The organism is Desulfofundulus australicus DSM 11792, from assembly GCF_900129285.1.
GTDB classification, from domain to species: domain Bacteria; phylum Bacillota; class Desulfotomaculia; order Desulfotomaculales; family Desulfovirgulaceae; genus Desulfofundulus; species Desulfofundulus australicus.
Genome location: NZ_FQUW01000009.1, coordinates 96,831 through 117,487 on the forward strand (window position 1 = coordinate 96,831; position 20,657 = coordinate 117,487).

A 20,657-nucleotide genomic window follows, 5' to 3' on the forward strand; every position below is an offset into this window, starting at 1 on the left:
GTCCCCTGAAATTAATAAACCTCCTGCAGGCACGGCAGGCGTTCTGCAGGAGGCCCTACAAACCCTCCGGATAATTCATCCTGTGGTCTCGCCTGGACGCGGCGCCATCCGCCGCCCGTTTTATTTCCGGCCCGGATAACTCCGGCCGGCACGTATGGCTAGCTGGCACCTCTACCGGGCAGGGGGATGATTTCTATGGTTGTACCGCCATCCTCACCATACCCCCCACCGTAGGCAGGCGGGGCAGGGCCACCCTGCACCCCGTCATCACCCGTGTGGCTGCCGGGTAGAGGTGAGTTGCCTTCCTCCGGCGTACCTTCCCCGGTCAACCAGCCGCCGGAATCCTCACCGGTCCCCGCATCAAGACCCGGTTCGACCGCTTCCGGGGCGGGAGGAACCGGGGGCGCCGCCGGGACAACGGGCTGGACGTGGTTTTCCACCGGTTCACCCGTTGCCACCTGCCCTCTCTCCGTGCGGGCCGGGGAACTGGAAGGCCCGCCCCCGTTCAGGGTGGGGCCCTGCACCACCTGGCTCACCCGGCCTTCTTCAAAAAGGGCCAGGGCCACTTCATGGGCCTGTGCAGGCTCCACATACCAGTAGCTGATGCCGTTCAGGTTCAAAAAACGCCCCGGCAGGGTCTGGGTGACTATTTCGGCCTGCTCGAAGTCCCGGGCCGCCCGGGCCAGGGCCAGCATCTGCCGGGCACCCAGGTTGGTTTCTATGCTTTTGTTGATCTCCGGCACCAGGCGGGGCAGTTTCAACAGGGTGGACGGCTGCATCACTTCCCCGGCCAGGGCCTTCAAAAACTTCAGCTGCCTTTCCGTGCGGCCGATATCCCCCAGGGGGTCCCCCCGGAAGCGAACGTACTGCAGGGCCTTGCTGCCGTCCAGGCGCTGCACTCCCTTCCTGAGGTTTATGGCATATTCACGGCCGTCATTGCTGTCATAATGATACATATCCTTTTCCACTTCAATGGTTACCCCGCCCAGAACATCCACAATGTTTTTAAACCCCTCCCAGCGGGCCAGGGCATAATACTGGACGGGCATACCGATGAGGTTGGAAACGGTCTCGCAGGTCAGCGCCGGGCCGCCGTAAACAGCGGCAGCATTGATCTTATCCGTGCCGTGTCCGGGAATATCCACCCTGGTATCCCGCGGTATGGACAGCAGGGCAATGCGCTTTTTCTCGCTGTCCACATTGGCCACAATAATGGTATCGGTGCGGCCGCCCTTCTCCCCGGCCCGGGCATCGGTACCCAGAAGCAGTACGGTAAAGGAACCCAGGGGCTCGCTGGCCATGGCCTCGTTGTCCCCCGGTGCGGCAGGTAAAGGCGGCCAGTTCAGGCCCGGGTGCCCCGCCAGCAGGTAGCCCCCTCCCGCCAGAAGCAGCACCATTAAAAGCAGAAACAGGGGCCTGGGCCTCCACCTCCGCCTGCGTTTAGCAACCATACCAACACCCCGCTTTTACAGGACAGGCGGCAAAATGCCCGCCTTATTTGCCGGTGGCACCCCGGTACATGACGATTACATCGGTCTGGGCGCGCAGCCCCCGGCCGTCACTTCTCGGTATGATGTACAGGTGGTTGGGGGCCACTTCCCTGCCGGCAGAAAGATTGGTGCCGGCGGTAACGTCAGGTATACCGCTGCCCGTGGGGTCCACGGCCACGGCCCTGCCGGTGCGCAGGATAAACTCCATCCCCGCACCGCCAGTAAATTCCTGCCCGGCGGGTACACTGGCCACCCGCCACTGGAAATCGCCGCTGCCCCGTCCTTCTCCCAGCGCCTCGCTGACATACCTGGCCACGTATTCTTCGACAAAGCTTTTGCTCACCAGGGGATCGGTTTCACTGCCCGGCTCCCCGCCGGCAGCCCCGGCCAGGTGAGCATAACCACCCAGTGCCAGCATCCCGCAGACCAGCAGGACCGCCAGCACAGGCCATTTTTTCCTCATTTTTTCTATCCCTCCACCGGACGTAATAGGTTAAATCTTCGACAAAAGCGCTCTCTTTCCTCCCGCCAGCTACCATTTTATTCACCTTCCGGCCTGTCGCGCCCTGCGCCAGACGAGCCAGGCAAAGCGGGGCAGCACCAGCATCCGCCGCCAGCGGCGCGGTTCCCGGATCAGGCGGCCCAGCCACTCCAGGTGCAGGCGGCGCATCCATTCCGGGGCCCTGGCCACCCGGCCGGCGATCACGTCAAAGCTCCCCCCGACCCCCATGGCCACGGGTACGCCCAGCACCTCCTTATACCGGTCGATAAATTGCTCCTGCTTCGGGGCCCCCAGGGCGACAAAAAGCAGGTCCGGCCTGGCCCGCCGGATTTGCTCCACCACCTCTCCCTCGGTGGGAACCCGGGGCTCACCCGGCCGGCCGCCGTCCCCGGAAGATGCAACCGGGGCGCGGCCGGGCGCTGTAAATGCCGCCTCCCCTCCTGCCTCCCCGGCACCTGGCCGGAAGTAACCGTGCTGCGTGCCGGCCACCACCAGCCCGGGGTGCTTCTCCCGCAGGCGCCGGGCAGCTTCTTCCGCCACCCCCGGCGCCGCCCCCAGCAGGAAGATGCGCCAGCCCTCCCGGGCCGCCCTTTCCACCAGCGCCAGCATAAGATCGATCCCCGTCACCCGCTCGGGAACGGGGGTGCCGGCCACCTTTGCCGCCCAGACAATACCAATGCCGTCGGCGGTAACCAGGTCGGCCCGGTTGATCAGGTCCAGGAGCTCCGGCTCCTTCTGGGCGCGGTACAGAATTTCCGGGTTCAGGGTTATTACCTGGTGGGGGTGCCCGGCGGCCACAAATGCGGCCACTTTCTCCACCGCCCCGGCCAGATCCACGGCATCCACCCGGGCACCCAGGAGGTTAATATGCATGGACGGCAACTCTCCTTTTGAGTAGACGTTTTACGACAGCCCGGCAGTGACTTAATTTCCAGCACTTCGAGGCCGTCTATTCTATCAGGTAACCCTATCCACCCCTGGCAACCTTCCCCTTCTTCCCCAGGAACAGTGATAGCGGGATGGCCAGGGCCACCATAACGGCACTGACAATGAAGGTGTCGGCAATGGCGCTGGCCATGGCCTGCCGCTGGGCGGCCAGGCTGAAGACAGCCAGGGCGCTGTCCCCGGGGAGGCCCAGGGCCTGCTTGACCTGCTGGAGGGCTCCATAAGCCACCGGGGAAGACCAGGAAAAACCGTCGGCCAGCCAGCTGAAGTGGTAGGCCTGGCGCTTTGTCATAACGTAAGTGAGAAAGGCGATGCCCAGGGAAGCCGAAACCTGGCGCACCAGGTTGTTAAAAGCCGACGCCCGCCCGGAAAGCCTGGCCTCAACGGCCTCCATACCCGCCGTGCCGATGGGCATCATGGCCAGCCCCATACCGAGAGACCGGTACACCATCATCATCTGCAGCCAGTGTGTGGAAATGTCCAGATTTATTTTATGAAGTTCCCACGTGGTATAGGCAACCACCGACAGCCCCACCAGGGCCAGCGGCTTTGCCCCAATTTTATCGTACAACCGGCCGCTGATGGGCATCATCAGGCCGCTGGCCAGTGCGGCAGGCATCAGGAGTAAACCCGTCTGCGTCGGTGTTAACCCGAGCAGGTTCTGGGTAAAAATGGGAACCAGGAAAAGCCCGCCGAAAAGGCCGATGGTCACCACGGCCGTGGTTAAAAGGCTGGCTGCAAACACGGGGTTCGCCAGCAGCCGGACGTCCAGCATGGGTTGATCTTCCTGCAGTTCCCAGAGCACAAACAGGAGCAGGAAAAAGAAGGCCGACACCAGGAGGGTGACGATATACTGGGAAGTCCACCCCTTGTCCTGCCCTTCACTTAAAGCCAGCAGGACAGCTAAGCAGCCGGCCCCACACAGGATACAGCCCACCAGGTCGAACCTGGCCTTTAAGAGCGGGGTTTCCCGCAGGAATACGGCGGCAAGGAACATGCCCAGCAAACCAACCGGCAGGTTGATTAAAAAGATCATGTGCCAGGAAAGTTCATCCACCAGGTAGCCGCCCAGGGTGGGGCCGATGGTGGGGGCCATCATGGCCGATATCCCCCAGACACCCATGGCCATACCCATCTTTCCGCGGGGAACGACTTTAAAAAGCATGCCCATGCTGATGGGGACGAGCATCCCGCCTCCCACGGCCTGGAACACCCGGGCCACCACCAGGGAAGTGTTGCTCCACGACAGGCCGCAGAAAAGGGAACCAAGGGTGAAAGCCGCCAGGGACAGGATGTACATGCGCCTGTACCCCAGGACGTCCCCCAAATACCCGCTGACCGGAATGACAACCCCGGAGGTGAGCAGGTAGGCGGTTAAAACCCACTGCACTTGATCGGTGCCCACGCCAAAAACGGCCATCAGCTTGGGTACGGCCACGTTGACGATGCTGCCGTCCAGTATGGCCATAAAGGGGCCGATGACCAGGATGAACAGTTCCCGCCAGGGAAAACCGTTTCCCTCAGAAACGGCCGGTTTAGCCTTGGACATGATCATACACCCTCCCGCCCGGTCACCGGATATGAATCTTCACCCGGGCATTGGTGCCTACTTCCACATAATTGTCGGGATACTCATCGAACACGATCTTCACGGGCACCCGCTGCACCACCTTGGTAAAGCTACCCCCGGTGTTTGCGGGCAGCAGGGAGAAGGTGGAAAGGGAGGCCCGCCCTATGCGGGCCACGTGACCCGTAAACTTCTGCCCCGGCAGGACATCCAGGGTGATGTCCACCTTTTGACCCGGATGCACCTTCTTCAAGTCGGTCTCCTCGATATTGGCGGTGATATAGAGGGCTGACGGATCCACAACCATGATAACGGGCTGTCCCGGGGCGGCAATCTCACCCACGTGGGCCACTTTTTTAACCACCACACCGTTTACAGGCGAGCGCACCACGGCCAGGTCAATGCTGGCCGCCGGGGAGAGGGTGGTGTCGTCCAGGCGGGCCACAATATCCCCGGCCCTGACTGCCTGCCCCTCTTCCACATTGATCTCCAGCAGTTTACCGGACACCTGGGGACTCACCCGGTAAATATCCCCGTCGATACGGGCATCTTCGGTGGTGACGTAGTAGCGGTTCATATGCCAGTAGTAAAAGGATATGGCGGCAAGGACGGCCACCATCACCGCGGCCACGGCCAGCATAGCCCTTTTGTTTTTCATCCCGCACTCTCCCTTCTCTCTCTCTCTGGCTTCCGGCCTCCAACCTTATTTCCCACTTCCGGCCTCCAACCTTATTTCCCACTTCCGACCTCCAACCTTATTTCCCACTTCCGACCTCCAACCTCTAACCTCTATTCCCGGCCTCCAGGCGGGCGGTCCGTCTCCCGGCCCACCGGGCCTGCCAGCGCTCCTTCCAGTCATCCAGGATGGTGTAAATGACGGGTACCAGCACCAGGGTGATGAGGGTGGAGAAGGCCAGTCCCCCGGCCACCACCGTGGCCATGGGCGCCTGCCCCTCGGAGCCCTCGCCGATGCCCAGGGCCATGGGCAGCATGGCCAGGATGGCCGTGAGCGCCGTCATCAGGATGGGGCGCAGCCGGACGGGGCCGGCCTGCAGGATGGCCTCCCGCCTTTCCAGGCCCCGGCGGCGCAGGGTATTGACGTAGTCCACGAAAACGATGGCGTTTTTCACCACAATACCCACCAGCATGATCACGCCGATGAAGGCAGGTACGGAAAAGGCCCGCCCCGTTACCAGCAGGCTGAAGGTTACCCCCACTATGGTCACGGGCACGGAAAACATGATGATGAAGGGGTAGAGCAGGGACTCGAACTGGGCCACCATCACCAGGTAGACCAGGACCACCGCCAGTATCAGGGCCAGGCTCAGGTCGCCAAAGGTCTCGGCCATCTGCTCCTGCTCACCGCTGAATTCCACGGTGTATCCCGGAGGCAGGGAGAGGCCTTTCAACCCGGCCTGGATATCCTTGATCACACTGCCCAGGTCCCGCCCCGCCAGCTGGGCGGTAACGGTTACCAGCCGGGTCTGGTCCTGCCGGTCAATGGCGTGGGGCCCCCGGGTTTCCACTATTTCCGCCACCTGGCTTAAAGGTACGGACGCACCGGTGGGGGATAAAATGGTCAGGGTTGATAAATCGGGCAGGCGGGTGACCTCACCATCGCGAAGCTGCACCCGGATGTCCACCTCTTCCCCGCCGGTGCGGTAGCGGGTGGCCACAGTGCCTTCAACGGCCGTGCGCACGGTGGAGGCCACCTCGGTCGGGGAAAGCCCGCAGGCCGCCGCCCGGTCACGGTGAACCAGCACCTGCACCTCGGGGCGGCCCTCCTGGAGGCTGCTGGTCACCTCCCGGGTGCCGGGAACCCGGCGCACCAGTTCCGCCACCCGGTCGCCCAGCCGGGTGAGGGTGGCCATATCATCGCCCCGCACCTGGATCTGCACCGGGGCGCTGCCGCCCATCATGCCGCCGCCCTCTTCCACGGCGCTTACCTTGATCTTCGCCCCGGGGATATCTTTCAGCCTCTGGCGTAAAATTTCCGCCACCTCATCGGCGGTAACGCTGCGCCGGGATTTATCCACCAGCTGCAGGATAATCTGGGCCACATCGGTGTTGCTCTCGCCCCACATGCCCTGCATACCGGTGAAGCCCACCCCGGTAAAAACGCTCTCCACCCAGGGGTCCTGCACCATTTTCTCTATGCGCGTGGCCACCCGGTTGGTCTCCTCCAGGGAGGTTCCCCGGGGCATTTCCACGGTAATGTTTACCTGCCCCTGGTCCATGGAGGGCATGAACTCAAAGCCCACCAGGGGGAAAGCCGCCACGCTCAGGACAACAAGCACCGTCACGGTGGCGATCACCCGCCGCCGGTGGTTCAGGGCCCATTCCAGGAGCCGGCGGTAAGCGCTGTTCAAGTTGTTGAACCAGCGCTCGGAAAGCCTGTACAGCCTGTGCCAGCTCCTCTCCCCGGCTGCATCTCCCGCCGGCGCCTCTTCCAGGTGCAGCCAGCGGCTGGACATCAATGGCACCAGGGTCAGGGCCACAATCAGGGAGGTGAAAATGGAGAACGACACCGTCAGGGCCAGGGGGGTGAACACCTGCGCCGCCAGGCCCTGGACGAAAACCACCGGCAGGAACACGGCCATGGTGGTCAGGGTGGAGGCAATTACCGCGCTGCCCACCTCACTGGTGCCCACCAGGGCGGCGTCCACCAGGCTGTAACCCAGCTGGCGGTGGCGGTAAATGTTCTCCAGCACCACAATGGCGTCATCCACAATCAGGCCGACCCCCAGGGCCAGCCCGCCCATGGTGATCAGGTTGAGGGTCATGTCGTTGAAGTAAATGAGCACAAAAGTGCCGATGATGGAAATGGGTATGGACGTGGAAATGATCAGCGTGCTGCGCAGGTTGCGCAGGAATATCCACATCACCAGCATGGCCAGGAAACCGCCCACCATGATTTCCTTGACCACGTGGCTGATGCTCCGCTCCACAAATTCCGACTGGTCCATGACCACATGAAAGTCGACCCCGGGCAGTTCCTTTTTCAGCTCGTCCAGGGCCTCGCGCACCGCCCGGGCCACCTGGACCGTATTGGCGCCGCTCTGCTTCTGGATGTAGACCGTCAGGCCGGGCCTGCCGTCCACCCGGCTGTACTGGGTGACCTCTTTAAACCCGTCTTCGACCCGGGCCACATCCTCCAGGTGTACCGGCTGGCCTCCCGGGGCGCCCACCACCACCCGGCGCACCTCATCCAGATCCCGGAATTCGCCGGTTACCCGCACCAGCAGGTCTTTCGTTCCTTCCTGCACCGTGCCCCCGGATATATTCAGGTTCTCCGCGGCCAGTGCCTGGGTCAGGCTGTTCAGGGTCAGGCCATAACCGGCCAGGCGCTCCGGGTCCACCAGCACCCGGATCTCCCGCTCCATACCGCCGGCAGACCAGACGCTGGCCACCCCGCCGACGCGCTCCAGCCGGGGCTGGATAATATCATCGGTAATCTGCTTCAATTCCCGGGCATCCGCGGCGGACAGGGCCAGCTGCATGATGGGCATCATGTTGGGGTCCATTTTGACGGTCATGGGTGCTTTGGCCCCCGAGGGCAGGTACTGCCGGATCAGATCAACTTTTTCCCGGATCTGCAGGGCAGCGTAGTTCATATCCGTGCCCCAGTCAAACATGAGGACAATGGTGGAAACACCCATGCTGCTGGTGGACCGGATGGTATCCAGGTTGCTCACCGTAGCCAGGATGGACTCCAGGGGCCGGGTGACCTGCTGCTCCACTTCCTCCGGCCCCGCCCCGGGATATTCGGTGACCACCGCGGCCACGGGCAGGTTCATTTCGGGCCACAGGTCGATGGCCAGGCGGCTTAAAGAAACGCCGCCCAGGATCAGCAGTACGGTTACCAGCACGGCCACCAGCATGGGGCGCTGGATGGATACATCGGTAATTTTCATGCCATGAACCTCCTGCGAAAGCACGGCGAGAATTAAAAAATTCGCCTTTAGCACGGGGATGACCGGCGCCTTTGGAACCGTATATTTCCGGTTGGCCCCGTTTGTTTCGCCGGGGCACGGGCGTCGCCGGTGACGGGGGCCGCGCCCGTGACGGCGGGGCCGGCCCCAGTCAGTTCCTGACCGTCACCCTGGCTCCATCCTGCAGGCTCTCCTGGCCGGCGGTAACCACCTCTTCCCCCGCCTTCAGGCCGGAAATAACGGCAATGTACCTGCCGTCCGATTCTCCCGCCTTTATCTCGCAGCGCTGGACTTTGCCCTGTTTGACCACCCACACGTAATCCCGCTCCCCGTCTTTTACCACCGCTTCCCGGGGGACCAGGAGCTGTTTTTGTTCCCCATTGGGCAGCTGAACCTCGGCAAACATACCCGGTTTCAGGACGTGTTTGGGGTTGTCAATTTCCACCTTGATGGGAAACGATTTGGTGGCCGGATCGGCAGCGGGTGCAATACTGGTGATCACACCGGTAAAGGGCCGGTCCGAAACGGCACTGATTCTGACCTGCACTTTATCCCCTTTATTCAACTGATTGATATATGTTTCACCCACCACAGCCCTGACCAGCACCCGGTCTATATTGGCCAGGGTAAGCAGGGGCTGAGTGGCAGCCATTTCTCCCGGATTGATGTTCCGGGCGGTAACCACCCCGCTGAAGGGTGCTTTGATAAAACTGTCTTCATAGCTGGATTGGGCCAGGGCCAGCTGCGCCCGGGCACTGGACACAGCTGCCTGCTGCACTTTAACCACGGCCCGGGCCTGTTCCACCTGCGCGGGAGCAGTGCCCTCCAGCGCCTGCTTTGCCTGCTTGTAGGGAAGTTCATACTGGCCCTCAAAAACAGCCGGTGGAATGGCACCGGCAGCCAGGAGCTCTTTGCCCCGTTTATAGTTGGCCTCCGCATTGGTAAAATTGATCCGGGCGTTCTCCAGGGCCGCCTGCGCCGCCTTCAGCCCCGCCTGCGCCTGGGACAGGGCTGCTTCGGCCTGGGCTAAGGCAGCTTTTGCCTGGGCCACCCGGTCGGCCAGGTCTTTATTCTCCAGGGTGACCAGCACCTGCCCGGCGCTGACCCTGTCCCCCACATCCACATGTACCCTGGCCACCTTACCGGGGACTTTGGTTACAATGCTGGCGGTCTGCACGGCCTCCAGCTTGCCGCTCACCACCACCCGGTTATCCAGCTGCCCCACGGCCGCCTTTGCCGTGCTGACCGTTACGGGGCCCGCGTTGGCCTGACCTCCCTCCTGCTCTTTCCCGCACCCGACCGCCAGCAACAGGAAAATCAGAAAAACAGCCAGGGATATTTTTACACTGCGCATTTTCCCCATCACTCTCCCCAGTCCAAAAATCAAAGCTCAGACAATCCCTGCTTCACAGAATAAATGGAATTATGAGTCCGACTGACGTTTTCCCAGCGCGCAGCCGTCGCCCCCGGAAGCGCCGGCCCCGGCGGGGCCCTGTTGCTCGACAGACCCGGGCTGGCCGCGCCTTTCCCCGGCTGCTCCCGGTTCGTCCCGCTCTAATATGGACAGCAGCTTTTCGTAGATGCGCAGTAACTGCTCCAGATCCTCTTCCGGCAGCTGGCCCAGGTATTTTTCCATCACCCGCCTCCTGGTATTCAGGCAGGAGTGGACGACCTCCCTCCCCCTGGGGGTGAGCTCCAGCCAGACCACGCGGCGGTCGTTCTCATCCCGGCGCCGCTGGACGTAGCCGGCCCGGCACAGCCTGTCCACCAGGGCGGTGATGGCGCTCAAGGACACACCCAGGTTGCCTGCCACTTCGGACACGCTCACGCGCTCACGGCGCAGTATGCACATGAGCACCCCGAACTGGCTGGCGGTCAGCCCCTCCACCAGCTGCTGGTCCATCTTGCTGTGCAGCCGCCTGGACACATGATTTACCACCTGCTCCAGCCTGTCCAGGCAGGCGGATAATTTAGGGTTACTCACCTCCGTCACCCTTCCCACCGAAAAATTTAAAGTCGCAAATTGTTCGTCAAGTTAAGTATATGTATACAAGGAAGACCTTGTCAACTAAAAATGATGCAGTTCATAGCCTCCAAAAGCTATGGTAACCGTAAATATGTCATCAACACCCCGGGAGAAAAATCTTGTGCGATTATACAGGGAAGCAGACCTTATTGACCAAAGACAGCTATAACATTATAATGTTGGCAGAGGTGATGTTTGATGCACCGCACCCAAATTTACCTCCGCCCCGAACAGCACAGGGCACTGCTGGATGAAGCGGCAAAAAAGGGCATCTCGCTCGCCGAGCTAATACGGCAAATCGTTTCTGAACATCTGGAAAGGCAGGAAAGGAAGGCTCCGAAAGAGGCATTCCTGCGGATTATAGGCATGGGGGCAAGCGGCAGAAAAGACGTTTCAGAGCAACACGACTACTGTCTGGCGGAGGTACTGGACCGTGGCCATAATGGTTGATACAGGCGCCTGGTACGCGGTTTGCGACATCTCGGATCGAAACCATGAGCGGGCGAGGAACTTTTATGAAAAGGTAGCCGGCGAAGTCCCGCTTCTAACGACCGTTGCCATCCTGGTGGAAACATGGGCTTTACTGGCCGCCCGCCTGGGCCGTCATGCCGCCCAGACCTTCTGGCAAATGCTGCGCGAAACCGGCACTCCCGTAATCGCCCTGGAACAGCCGGACCTGGAGGCAGCGTGGCAGATAATGCATGCCTTCCCCGACCAGGATTTCAGTTTTACAGATTGCACCACTTTTGCCGTCATGGAGAGGCTGCGCATTGAACAGGTCTTTACTTTCGACCATCACTTCCTGGTCTACCGCTACGGTCCCGGCAGGAGGAAAGCTTTCATTTGCGAACCGTGACCATCACCACGCGGGGCGAGTGTGCCCTGGTTTTAGTCGTCGCTCCCGGTCGTATCGCTGACCGGGCCAGGCCCCGGCTCCGGTCTTCGGCAGGTACCGGCCACATTCACACCTCCTGTGTTCAGGTGGCCCCCGCGGACATCCTGTCCGCGGCATGTGGCCTGGCCCGGCAGCGCTCACTCCAGGCCGCTCCTGCTGTAAAACCGGGGCACATGACGAGATTATTAACACTCTGAAGCCCCCCTGCCCGTATGGGAAAGGGGGGCTTTTAACCACCTGCCTTACCGGCCCTGGGTGCTCCCCGAAGCCCCGCCGCCCGTGCCGCCGCCACCGGCAACAGCCAGGCTGATGTAAGCCCAGGGCTTTTCAAAGGCCAGCTTGAGGTAGGCGTGCTGGCAGGCCGCCTCCAGCGCCTTCTGCCGGGCCTGAGCCAGGGCCGCCTCGGCAGCCGCCACCTCGGCCCGGGTGGCCATGCCCACGTCGTATTTCACCTTCGTCACCCGCAGGTTTTCTTCGGCTGTTTTAACCCCTTCCTGCAGGGATCGGTAGGACTCTTCCAGGCTTTTGGCATTGTAGTAGAGGGACCGGGTGACCTCTTCCAGCATCTTTTTAGCACTGGCGGCGTCCAGCTCGGCCTGCTCCACTTCAATTTTTCTTGCTTCGTAGGGCCGGTACTCGCCGGTATAGAACATCATGTCCTCAAGGTATTTCTGCAGGGTCACTTTTTCATTGGCCAGCCAGACGGTGGGACTTTCCGCCACAATACGGCCCACTTCCACATTCACATCAGGCACCTCCAGGGGGGCGAAATTCACCCCGTCCACCAGCACCGGGCGGTCCTGGGGCCACAGGCCCACCAGCTGGTTGAAAGAGGCATAGGCGTTGTCGAGATCGTTTTTCGCCGCTTCCAGGGCTGCCTTAGCCCCGGCCAGCTGCGCCTCCGCCGCCACCAGGTCGGCCTGCGGGATCATCCCCACCTGGAAACTGACCCGCGCCCGGCGCACATCCCAGTCAGCCTTCTGCAGGCCCGCTTCTGCCACCTTTACCTTTTCCTGAGCTTTAAGAACATCCCAGTATTTCCTGCAGGTATCCAGGGCTACCTCATCCTGCTCGGCGGTCAGATTTTTCTTGGACATGCGCCAGGTCAGGTCGGCCGCCAGCAGGTTGGCCCAGGCCATCTCCACGTACTTGTTACCAGGCGGTGCTGTGGGCACATAATCCAGCTGGTCCGCACTTTCTTCACGCAGCTCATAGGTGCGGTCGATTTCCTTTTCCGCCTTTTTCACGTTTTCGCTGTGTTCCAGGGCCATGGCGATGGCCTGGTTCAGGGTCAGCTCGGGCGTGGCCGGCTCCTTGGCCCAGGCAGAGGGTGGTACGAGCAAAGAAGCTATGAGGATAAACACTGTGAGAATGCGGCCCAAGTTTCAGCCCTCCTTTTTCCTGTTCGGTTTCAACTCGTTAAATTATTGTTAAACCGTTTAACTAATTTTCACCCCCAGTATACCCCTGGCAAACAGGTGCAGTCAAGGTTTTTTCGTCCTCGGGGACCATGATTTTCACACCATTCCGGGGGGCAAGCAATGGTCAGGGAAACCAGCAAGAACAAAAAGGGCGGGCAGATTGTGTTACCACCCATTGCCGTATCTGTTAAAATCAAATTGGTGATATTATGACCGAAAACCTGCCCCGGGACAGATACGATACGACTTGAAGAGAAAATTATCGAACAAATCTTCCAGGAGGTAGAATCCATGCTGAACATCGAAGAATCGGCCGGTTATCAGCGGATTTTCAAAAAGGGTGTCGAAAAGGGAATACAGCAAGGGATGGAGAAGGGCCTGGAGAAGGGTATGGAAAAAGGGAGGCAGGAAACCCTCAGGGAGACTGTTTTGAAGCTTTTGCATAAAAAGTTCAAGAAAATACCCCGCCCCTATGTGGATAAAATCAGGTCCCTGGATGAATACGCCCTGGGGCTGATCCTGGATAACATCTTTGAAATAAACACTCTCTCCGACCTGGAGGAGTACCTGTAGCCGGCACCTACATCCCGTAATTATCCCATGCGGAACTGGGCGTAAACGTGGGCGAGCTGGCCAGGCACAAAAAAAGACAGAAGTGGAAATTAGAAAGCTGGCCAGAGGCCTTGTGGGCGCCAAAACGGAACTGAGTGGGCTGGCCAGAAGTTAGCCTACCTACGCACTGGAATACGAGGCCTACCGGGTCCTACCCGAATACCTGAAAAACTACGGCATCGAGATAACGGATAACGGAAAGGTTTGTGCGCACGGAACACCAACTACGCAAGACCGGCGGTTGTGGAAAGGGCGAAGGAAAAGGGAATAATCGTGGTTCAGAGCTTCGAATGGTTTGTAGCCGACAAATAAAAATTAAAATAAAAATTAGCAAAAGAAAAAGCCGGGCTGAAACATCATGGGTTCCAGCCCGGTTTGCTTTAGAAGCTTACAGGTTCATGGTGACGGTTTGGGTGGTCGGATCCCAGTTAACCTGGGCACCAAGGGCCTGAGCGACGTAGCGGAAGGGCAGCATGGTCCGGCCGCTGGTCACTTCGGCTTTCACGTCCATGGTCACGGCCACGCCGTTGATCAGCATGACGTTGCTGCCGATGGTGAACTGGACCACCTTGTCGCCCTTGATCAGGGTCACCTTACCGCCGTTGTAGAGGATGTTCTCCGCAGCCACACCCACAGCCTGGGCGGAGTAGCGCACCGGGATGTAGGTCCGGCCGTTCTTGATGTACGGAGCCACATCCATGGTCTGCTCCACACCGTTCAGGGTGAACTTGGTGTCGCCGACCTTGAAGACCACAGTGGCCTTCTGTTCACCGGGAGCGGGGGTGACGACATTGGCATTCACCACGGTAGCCACTTCATCATCGCCCGGGAACGCTCCGTCTTCGTCACGCTTGAAGATAATCTGCTCGTCAGTATCTCCGGCACCAAATACATAGTAGTTATCTTCGTTTTGCTTCGTATCGTCGTATGCATAGTAATCATCAAGCGTGTCGATATCATTTACTTCGTTGACGGCCAGCCCGCCAACCTTAACTTTAATCGAACCTACGGGCACAGTCCTGTCGACATCATATTCTATACCGCTAATCTTAATGGTACTGGCCGTTGTACTTTCGGCGTCCACAGGAATGATCAACCTGGAATCGCCATCGGTCAAACTGATATTGTCTTCGTCAATGTCCAGATCGCCAGCGGTAACTTCAACTGTGGGCTCAGCAGAGAAGGTTACACCGCTGGGCAGCCAAAGTTCAATGTTTTCATCATCGGCAATTGCACCTGCGATGCTCTCAACGATCTCAATGTCACCGGCAGCCTGATCATTCAGACCGATCTTTACATCCGGGGTGGCTGCCGCCTTTACTACCACGGGTGGTACAACTTTGGCAACCGTTACGCTACCTTTTACACCAGCGGTCCCGCCGACTTCAATGTTCAGGTCACCGGTAACATCGCCGGATAGGATGACCTCAGCATCTTCTAAAGTAATCTTGCCAGGGTCATCAGACGACTCATCGCCAATCCAGAACTTCAGTGTGCGACCGTCCTTGCCGACAGTAGCGAAGCCGTTATAGCCTTTGCTGTTATCAATATCAATATCGTTTTCCGTGTCAACGGATGGCAATTTACCCCACTTGGCATTGGCCGGCAAGGTAAGAGTGATAGTTCTGCCTTTAATGAGGCTGCCGGGCGCAGTTTCTTCAATTACAATGTCCCCAATTTCCTGCTCGGTCTTACCCGCAATAATTTCAGGCGTTTCAGCGGCACTTACATTTGCGCCCATTTCGCCGTACCTAGCTACCACCAGGGAGGTGGGATCAGTATCAGTAGCACCGCTGATGGTTACCGTCACATCGCCAGTCTTGGCCTTGGTTTCGTCTTCCACAGTAATGCCCAGAGGTACGCTGAAGTACATACCTTTTTCGGCATCTTTTTTCACATCAAGGTACAGATCCCGGCCGTCACGTACAATCTCAAAGCTATTTTTATCATTCAACCAGTTGCTGTCGCCCCAGATTAAGGTCGGGGTACCCACGCTGCTCCACTCGAAGCCATCGGGCAGGCGCAGCTTGATGCTTTCGGAGTCAATTTCAAAAGCGTTCTTAACAGACTCCTTGAACCGGAGAACAACAGTGGTATCGTCGGTGAAGGTCTTAACTTCGTCCACCGAGACCAGGACCACATCACCGCGGATCTTACCGACCACTACTTCCCCGCTGCTAAAACCAGAGGTAGAAGGCGCAGTCGCTACCAGAACAACATCACCGGATTCACCGGCAGGAATTTTTACGTTCTTCAGGTACAGGTAGAGGTAACCGTCATTGCCCATAAGCTTATTCACATCTGAAATGCTTGCTACCACTAATTTGACTTCATTATCGGCAAGCTTATAGGCATCAATGTCGACACCAGCTAAACCGTTATCGTCACCACTATATGTGGGAGGTACGGAGAAAAGGTACGCTTCGTTCTGGATTTTACCATTTGCATCTACATCTAAATTTGCCCAGTCGAACTCGTAATCAGAGGGCAACCTGAAGGTAACCATGTGCCCTTGATATACTGACCCGGCGGTTGTTTTAACCAGCACCGTACCCAGAGTGTCGCGGGTGTCGTCAGTAAGCGATGGAACCGTCAGGGCTTCATATGTGCTCGCTGCCGCCGCCGGGCCGACCATGGGTACCAGCAGGGTCGCCAGCAGGGCCAGGGTGGCCAGGATGGCGATCAGTTTCCTGGATTTACGCATCCAGTTTTAACCTCCTCATCAATTAGTTTAGTTCATTAGTTTGTTTTCGTGCAGATTGATCCCACTACCTGGCAAGGGCCGCTGTGCCGTCCATCCCCCCTTTGCGGGTTTTCCCGTTTCCTGGTGCATCCGGGCTGCGTTGTCTGCTGCCATTTCGTTCCTCCGGGTGCAGCAAGCACCCTCGTTAGCCAGTCAGTCCCGGGGAAGGTATATTCTACACCGCCATCCAGAATTCCTCCTGAACTGGACGGGCCTTCCTCGGTTACCTGGTTAATTAGACAACTGGAAGGGCGAAAAAGTTCCACCCGGCAGAAAAATTTTTTTTGGGGGGCCGCCGGCACATGTTGTAATGCAAACAGCGATTGCCAAATGGTCTAAATCCAGGGACATGTTTTTAAAGATCGTCGCAGCAACACTCTATTTAATGTATAATCAGAGCAGGAGATGGTTTTAATGACCCGTGAAGTTCTTGTAGATGAATTACTCAAGCTCCCGCCCTGTGAGCTGAAGCAGGTGCTGGATGTGCTTGTCGAAAAGCTTGTTGTCAGGCAGGATCTGGAACTGGCCAGGGAGATCATTGAGCAGTACAGGCCGGCTCTGGAGGAGCTGGCTTCCAGATGAAGTGGATAACCCCACAGGCTGTGGAAATGATACACGAAGACGTTATCAGGACTACTGGTGGACCTGGTGGTATCCGCGACCGCGATCCGGGTTGCGCACCTTCTTTCCTATTGTTTACTGTATGAATTCATGCTAGACTATAGTAAGAAAACTACCAAAGGAGAGATGCATGTGGAGTTCGTATCTCCAACTCCTAAAGGTCAGGTGACAATTCCCAAGCCCATCCGCGATGCCCTGGGTCTCACGCCCAAAACCAAACTGCGGGTGTATGCTGATAGGGGCAGGGTGGTTCTGGAACCTGTGTCTCCCCTGGATAGCCTTCTGGAGGAGTTGGAAGCCGAAGCCCGCCAGAAAGGGTATACCAGAGAAGATCTGGAACGGGAAGTCGAGGCCGTGCGGGAACAACTGATCAAGAAACTTTACCCGGCGGGAGATTAACTGTGCGGGTAATGCTTGATACCAACGTGCTCATCTCTGGCATGGTTTTTTCTGGGCCGGAGCGACGCTTGCTGGAAGTCATTCGAGAAGATCATGTTCTCGTGGTTGACGATTTCCTCCTGGCGGAAACCCGGGAAGTGCTGACGCGCAAGTTCCCAGGCAGAGAACAGCTTATTAACATCATGTTGCAATCCTTCAAGGTTGAAAAACATCCGATGCCCCCGGCGGAGAAAATTCGGGAGGCGGCAAGGCACCTTCGCGACCCGAAAGACGCTGCTGTCCTGGCCTCGGTACTGCTCGCGAATCCGGACATCTTCGTCAGCGGGGACAAGGACCTGCATACTCCGGACGTACAGGCCCTGGCCCGTGTATGCACAACAAGACAAGCATTAATGCTGCTGGAAAAGGGATGAAGCTGCTGCTCACGCATTGTTTCTTGCCGGGTGTATTTTGAACTCTTACTTTGATTGTTACGTCTCGTTTGTCCTGGCCGCATCCAGAAACGTAAAGCTGGTCATGGGCGACCGCCGCCTGTTCAACGCAGCCGGCGCGCATCTTTCCTGGATCGTCTGGATTGAAGAATGGCAAAGGGAATAGAGAGGTGGGGAGTGATTTCAGTGACCGAGGCAGCACCCAGGGAATCTTCCCTCCGGGGTACACTGACTTACGGCGATTACCTGCAAATCGACGACGGGCGGCAGTACGAATTGATCGAGGGGGAACTGATTTTGACACCTTCTCCCGGTTTTTTGCACCAGCACATAGCGGCCGGCGTCGGCGGGCTTTTACGGGCTTACGTGGATAAGCACAACATGGGGCTGGTATTATTTGCACCTTTCGATGTGGTGCTGGCCGACAACCTGGTTCTGCAGCCGGACGTCCTCTACCTTTCCCGGGAGCGCTTTGACCTGCTCACTGAAAATTGCTTGAAAGGCGCGCCAGATCTGGTGGTGGAAGTTCTCTCACCGGCCTCGGGGCGCCGCGACCGGCTGGAAAAAAGCAGGCTCTACCTGAAACACGGCGTGAAGGAGTACTGGGTGGTGGATCCTTTCGCCCAGACCGTGGAAATATTCAGTGCGGGGGAAAAGGGGTGGCTTCTGGCCGGCGCGTACGGCCCGGAAGATACACTTAGCTCTCCCCTTCTTCCCGGTTTCTCCGCCAACGGGGAAGAAATATTCCGCCTGCCTGAAGGGCTGGTGCTGTAATCCCCGGGCTTTTTTCTTGACCTGATAAATAATGATGCGACTGACATGGATTAAAGCGTGGTGGTTTCCATGCCCGTTTACAGCGAACACGATGCAGCCGAGTTGCGATCTCGTTTTTTAAAACTTCGCAGGCAGCGCGAGCGGGAATTGGCAGAAAGGAAAAAAGCGGCCCTGGCCGCCGCCAAACGGGCCGCCGGTGTAGTCCGCCGGCATGGCGGCTGCCGGGTCTGGCTTTTCGGTTCCCTGGCCGGAGGCGGCCGGTTTGACGAGCATTCGGACATCGACCTGGCTGTGGCGGGCCTGCCCCGGGAGGCGGATTTCTGGCGGCTCTATGCCGATGTACTGGCGGCAGCGGAACCTTTTTCCGTGGACCTGGTGTTGATGGAAGCGGCCGGGCCGGAACTGAGGGAAAACATCCGCCGGCATGGCGTGGAAATTTAGCTGCCCGGCTGCCTTTTCGATGATGCCAGCGCGCTGGTTGATCATTTATCCTGTTCCCGGGCGGCCTTTTCCTACTGCACCGGCCTTAGCATATCGAAGTTAACTATCTCCAGAATGTCCCCCCGTACCACCATGGCGTATATGCCGTTTTTGGTGAGCAGGTCCACCGTGCTTCCGGCCATGTCCAGGGCAGCGTAAACGGGCACAATTTTTTTGTCCCTCACTTCCGGGATAAACCCGGGCAGCTGGGAGAGCTTTTCCATAAAGTCGTGCACGTACTCCGCCCGGTTGGGGGAGGCCTTTACCTCCACCACAAAGGCCAGGTCTCCGGCCAGGGCCAGAATATCCACTTCCATGGTCGCGCCGTTTTTGCGCACCCTGCGGCGCGGCATCAGGTCCTCCACCTTTACCCCGAAATACTTTTCAAAGGCCAGGTCCAGGGAGGGCACGAAAATGTCCTCCACCAGGGTGCCCATTTTCCGGGCCAGGTCGCCCCATTTTTTGTTCATTTCGTCTTTGAAGTCCTTCATTTCATCCTTAAAGTCTTTCATCTCGTCCTTGAAGTCCTTCATCTCATCCTTGAAAGCCTTCATCTCGTCCTTGAAGTCCTTCATCTCGTCCTTGAAGTCCTTCATCTCATCCTTGAAAGCCTTCATCTCGTCCTTGAAGGCCTTCATCTCCGCCTTGAATTCTTCCATGCCCTCGGCCAGCTGCTTCAACTTGATCTCGGTCAGCCTTGACTCGTAAGCCAGCTCCATCATGGCCTTTTCCAGCGCGCTGAGCTTTTTGGCCACCGTACTCAAAGGCAACACATCCTTTCAAGGGGGGTGCCTCCATTAAATTAAAGTTGCCCGCACCTGTTATGATTTAATCTTATCATGAGAGAACACATGTAACAACCACCGGAACACAGCAAAAAGAAATTTTTGGAGGCGGGTCTCGGGCGCAATTTCGATGTTTTCTATGATTTTCCTCTAACAAAATGCGGACAATTTTGTGGATAAACGCAGTAATAAGCAGGGTAAAAGGCCAGGGCAACGTTGCCCCTGCCCTACCTGGTATGATATGATGATAAAAGTGACATCCTCCCCTCAATTAATTGAGGGGCATCCCGACGTGGGATGGCAGCTTTCGCCGCAGGTTAGCCAGCATTCCCCGGATGACCCGGATCATCACCTTGGCCTTAAGGGGTGTCACGCTCCCCTTTCTCTCAGAGACGTGCCCCGAGAGCATCGAGCGCTTTAGCGGCGATATTCAGTGCTCCAACCCTGTCGGCATCAGATTGGTAGCCGCATCTTGTGCATTTAAACCAGCCCTGAGTCTTGCGGTTGTAGCGGGAAACATTCCCGCACCGCGGACAGGTCTTGGAAGTCTCCTTGGGGTCGACGTAGATTACGGGCACCCCGGCAAGGGCGGCCTTGTATCCGATGAATGAAGCCAGCTCCCGAAAGTTCCAACCCGACATCATGCGGTTGAACTTCTTGGAGCCTTTGGCCCGTTCACGAATACCCAGCAGGTTCTCCAGGGCAATGGCTTTACTGTCAATTCTCACTTTGATTTAGCCCAACCCCTGCCCATTTTCGCAGATTGAACAATCTGCAACTATTTCCGATACCAGAATAATCTGCAACTGCTTCGCAAATTGTGCTGGTATTTCAGGTCAGTCAGTCCGTCTATTCACCAGAATATGACAACCAGTGACTGACCCCTTTTCTTCCGGCTGTGGAACAGGTAGAATATTTGCTGGAAGTGACCGCCATGCAGCAGATATTTTACACGCCTGTACCGCCGGAAGAATACGCCCGCCTGGGCAAAGATTTTCCCTTTCCCCAACCACTCTCATGCCCCAACCCCGGTT

General features: G+C 58.2%; 23 protein-coding genes. 11 read left to right on the plus strand and 12 right to left on the minus strand.

Annotation, left to right across the window (positions count from 1 at the left end; genetic code table 11):
* Window positions 1–158: 158 nt before the first annotated feature.
* From BUB44_RS04420 to BUB44_RS04455, 8 genes are all read right to left on the minus strand, one after another.
* Window positions 159–1,451, minus strand: a complete 1,293-nt coding sequence (locus tag BUB44_RS04420; protein WP_073163489.1) for an LCP family protein — start codon at window positions 1,449–1,451, stop codon at window positions 159–161.
* Between the two features lie 43 nt (window positions 1,452–1,494).
* Window positions 1,495–1,953, minus strand: coding sequence for a hypothetical protein (locus BUB44_RS04425; RefSeq protein ID WP_051617794.1), 459 nt, complete (start codon window positions 1,951–1,953; stop codon window positions 1,495–1,497).
* A gap of 81 nt (window positions 1,954–2,034) precedes the next feature.
* On the minus strand, window positions 2,035–2,865 hold the full coding sequence (locus BUB44_RS04430; protein ID WP_073163491.1) for a WecB/TagA/CpsF family glycosyltransferase: 831 nt from the start codon (window positions 2,863–2,865) through the stop codon (window positions 2,035–2,037).
* Window positions 2,866–2,959: 94 nt separating this feature from the next.
* Window positions 2,960–4,486, minus strand: coding sequence for a DHA2 family efflux MFS transporter permease subunit (locus BUB44_RS04435; protein WP_073163492.1), 1,527 nt, complete (start codon window positions 4,484–4,486; stop codon window positions 2,960–2,962).
* A 22-nt stretch (window positions 4,487–4,508) separates the two neighbouring features.
* Complete coding sequence (locus tag BUB44_RS04440) at window positions 4,509–5,162, minus strand: HlyD family secretion protein (RefSeq protein WP_073163494.1); 654 nt, start codon at window positions 5,160–5,162, stop codon at window positions 4,509–4,511.
* A gap of 124 nt (window positions 5,163–5,286) precedes the next feature.
* Window positions 5,287–8,418: an efflux RND transporter permease subunit gene (locus BUB44_RS04445; protein WP_073163495.1), complete on the minus strand. Its 3,132-nt coding sequence runs from the start codon at window positions 8,416–8,418 to the stop codon at window positions 5,287–5,289.
* Between the two features lie 169 nt (window positions 8,419–8,587).
* Entirely contained in the window at window positions 8,588–9,790 is a 1,203-nt protein-coding gene (locus BUB44_RS04450) for an efflux RND transporter periplasmic adaptor subunit (RefSeq protein WP_027355855.1), read from the minus strand.
* Between the two features lie 69 nt (window positions 9,791–9,859).
* Window positions 9,860–10,420, minus strand: a complete 561-nt coding sequence (locus BUB44_RS04455) for a MarR family winged helix-turn-helix transcriptional regulator (RefSeq protein ID WP_083543092.1) — start codon at window positions 10,418–10,420, stop codon at window positions 9,860–9,862.
* 240 nt (window positions 10,421–10,660) lie between these two features.
* Here BUB44_RS04455 and BUB44_RS04460 point away from each other — a divergent pair, with 240 nt between their 5' ends.
* Genes BUB44_RS04460 through BUB44_RS15210 form a run of 3 tightly spaced genes read left to right on the plus strand, consistent with a single transcriptional unit; the run spans window position 10,661 to window position 11,554 of the window.
* Entirely contained in the window at window positions 10,661–10,912 is a 252-nt protein-coding gene (locus tag BUB44_RS04460; protein WP_073163497.1) for a ribbon-helix-helix domain-containing protein, read from the plus strand.
* The gene (locus tag BUB44_RS04465; RefSeq protein WP_073163545.1) at window positions 10,905–11,318 is read left to right on the plus strand and encodes a type II toxin-antitoxin system VapC family toxin; all 414 of its coding nucleotides are present in this window, start codon (window positions 10,905–10,907) and stop codon (window positions 11,316–11,318) included. Before BUB44_RS04460 ends, BUB44_RS04465 begins: the two co-directional genes overlap by 8 nt.
* Complete coding sequence (locus BUB44_RS15210) at window positions 11,306–11,554, plus strand: hypothetical protein (protein WP_131821578.1); 249 nt, start codon at window positions 11,306–11,308, stop codon at window positions 11,552–11,554. Before BUB44_RS04465 ends, BUB44_RS15210 begins: the two co-directional genes overlap by 13 nt.
* Before the next feature lie 45 nt (window positions 11,555–11,599).
* On the opposite strand, the gene BUB44_RS04470 is transcribed toward BUB44_RS15210, so the two are convergent.
* Complete coding sequence (locus BUB44_RS04470) at window positions 11,600–12,739, minus strand: TolC family protein (RefSeq protein WP_073163499.1); 1,140 nt, start codon at window positions 12,737–12,739, stop codon at window positions 11,600–11,602.
* A gap of 330 nt (window positions 12,740–13,069) precedes the next feature.
* Here BUB44_RS04470 and BUB44_RS04475 point away from each other — a divergent pair, with 330 nt between their 5' ends.
* Window positions 13,070–13,351, plus strand: a complete 282-nt coding sequence (locus BUB44_RS04475; RefSeq protein WP_083543089.1) for a DUF4351 domain-containing protein — start codon at window positions 13,070–13,072, stop codon at window positions 13,349–13,351.
* Between the two features lie 427 nt (window positions 13,352–13,778).
* Here BUB44_RS04475 and BUB44_RS04480 read toward each other — a convergent pair whose 3' ends face one another.
* Window positions 13,779–15,689 carry a copper amine oxidase N-terminal domain-containing protein gene (locus BUB44_RS04480; protein WP_165611005.1) on the minus strand — a complete coding sequence of 637 codons (1,911 nt, stop codon included), beginning with the start codon at window positions 15,687–15,689 and terminating at the stop codon, window positions 13,779–13,781.
* A gap of 268 nt (window positions 15,690–15,957) precedes the next feature.
* Here BUB44_RS04480 and BUB44_RS15330 point away from each other — a divergent pair, with 268 nt between their 5' ends.
* The 7 genes from BUB44_RS15330 to BUB44_RS04500 all read left to right on the plus strand — a co-directional run bounded on the left by BUB44_RS15330 (window position 15,958) and on the right by BUB44_RS04500 (window position 18,799).
* The gene (locus BUB44_RS15330) at window positions 15,958–16,104 is read left to right on the plus strand and encodes a hypothetical protein (RefSeq protein WP_165611006.1); all 147 of its coding nucleotides are present in this window, start codon (window positions 15,958–15,960) and stop codon (window positions 16,102–16,104) included.
* A 443-nt stretch (window positions 16,105–16,547) separates the two neighbouring features.
* Window positions 16,548–16,715, plus strand: coding sequence for a hypothetical protein (locus BUB44_RS15335; RefSeq protein WP_165611007.1), 168 nt, complete (start codon window positions 16,548–16,550; stop codon window positions 16,713–16,715).
* Between the two features lie 171 nt (window positions 16,716–16,886).
* Entirely contained in the window at window positions 16,887–17,153 is a 267-nt protein-coding gene (locus BUB44_RS04485; RefSeq protein WP_242655842.1) for an AbrB/MazE/SpoVT family DNA-binding domain-containing protein, read from the plus strand.
* A gap of 11 nt (window positions 17,154–17,164) precedes the next feature.
* Window positions 17,165–17,566 (plus strand): putative toxin-antitoxin system toxin component, PIN family, encoded by a 402-nt coding sequence (locus tag BUB44_RS04490; RefSeq protein WP_242655847.1) that lies wholly within the window; start codon window positions 17,165–17,167, stop codon window positions 17,564–17,566.
* A 37-nt stretch (window positions 17,567–17,603) separates the two neighbouring features.
* The gene (locus tag BUB44_RS15340) at window positions 17,604–17,750 is read left to right on the plus strand and encodes a hypothetical protein (protein ID WP_165611008.1); all 147 of its coding nucleotides are present in this window, start codon (window positions 17,604–17,606) and stop codon (window positions 17,748–17,750) included.
* 20 nt (window positions 17,751–17,770) lie between these two features.
* A complete protein-coding gene (locus tag BUB44_RS04495) occupies window positions 17,771–18,358 on the plus strand; it encodes a Uma2 family endonuclease (RefSeq protein WP_073163504.1) in 588 nt (195 codons plus the stop codon).
* 69 nt (window positions 18,359–18,427) lie between these two features.
* On the plus strand, window positions 18,428–18,799 hold the full coding sequence (locus BUB44_RS04500) for a nucleotidyltransferase family protein (protein WP_073163506.1): 372 nt from the start codon (window positions 18,428–18,430) through the stop codon (window positions 18,797–18,799).
* A 71-nt stretch (window positions 18,800–18,870) separates the two neighbouring features.
* On the opposite strand, the gene BUB44_RS04505 is transcribed toward BUB44_RS04500, so the two are convergent.
* The gene (locus BUB44_RS04505) at window positions 18,871–19,602 is read right to left on the minus strand and encodes a hypothetical protein (RefSeq protein ID WP_073163507.1); all 732 of its coding nucleotides are present in this window, start codon (window positions 19,600–19,602) and stop codon (window positions 18,871–18,873) included.
* A 407-nt stretch (window positions 19,603–20,009) separates the two neighbouring features.
* A complete protein-coding gene (locus BUB44_RS04510) occupies window positions 20,010–20,351 on the minus strand; it encodes a zinc ribbon domain-containing protein (protein ID WP_207545618.1) in 342 nt (113 codons plus the stop codon).
* Between the last annotated feature and the right edge of the window lie 306 nt (window positions 20,352–20,657).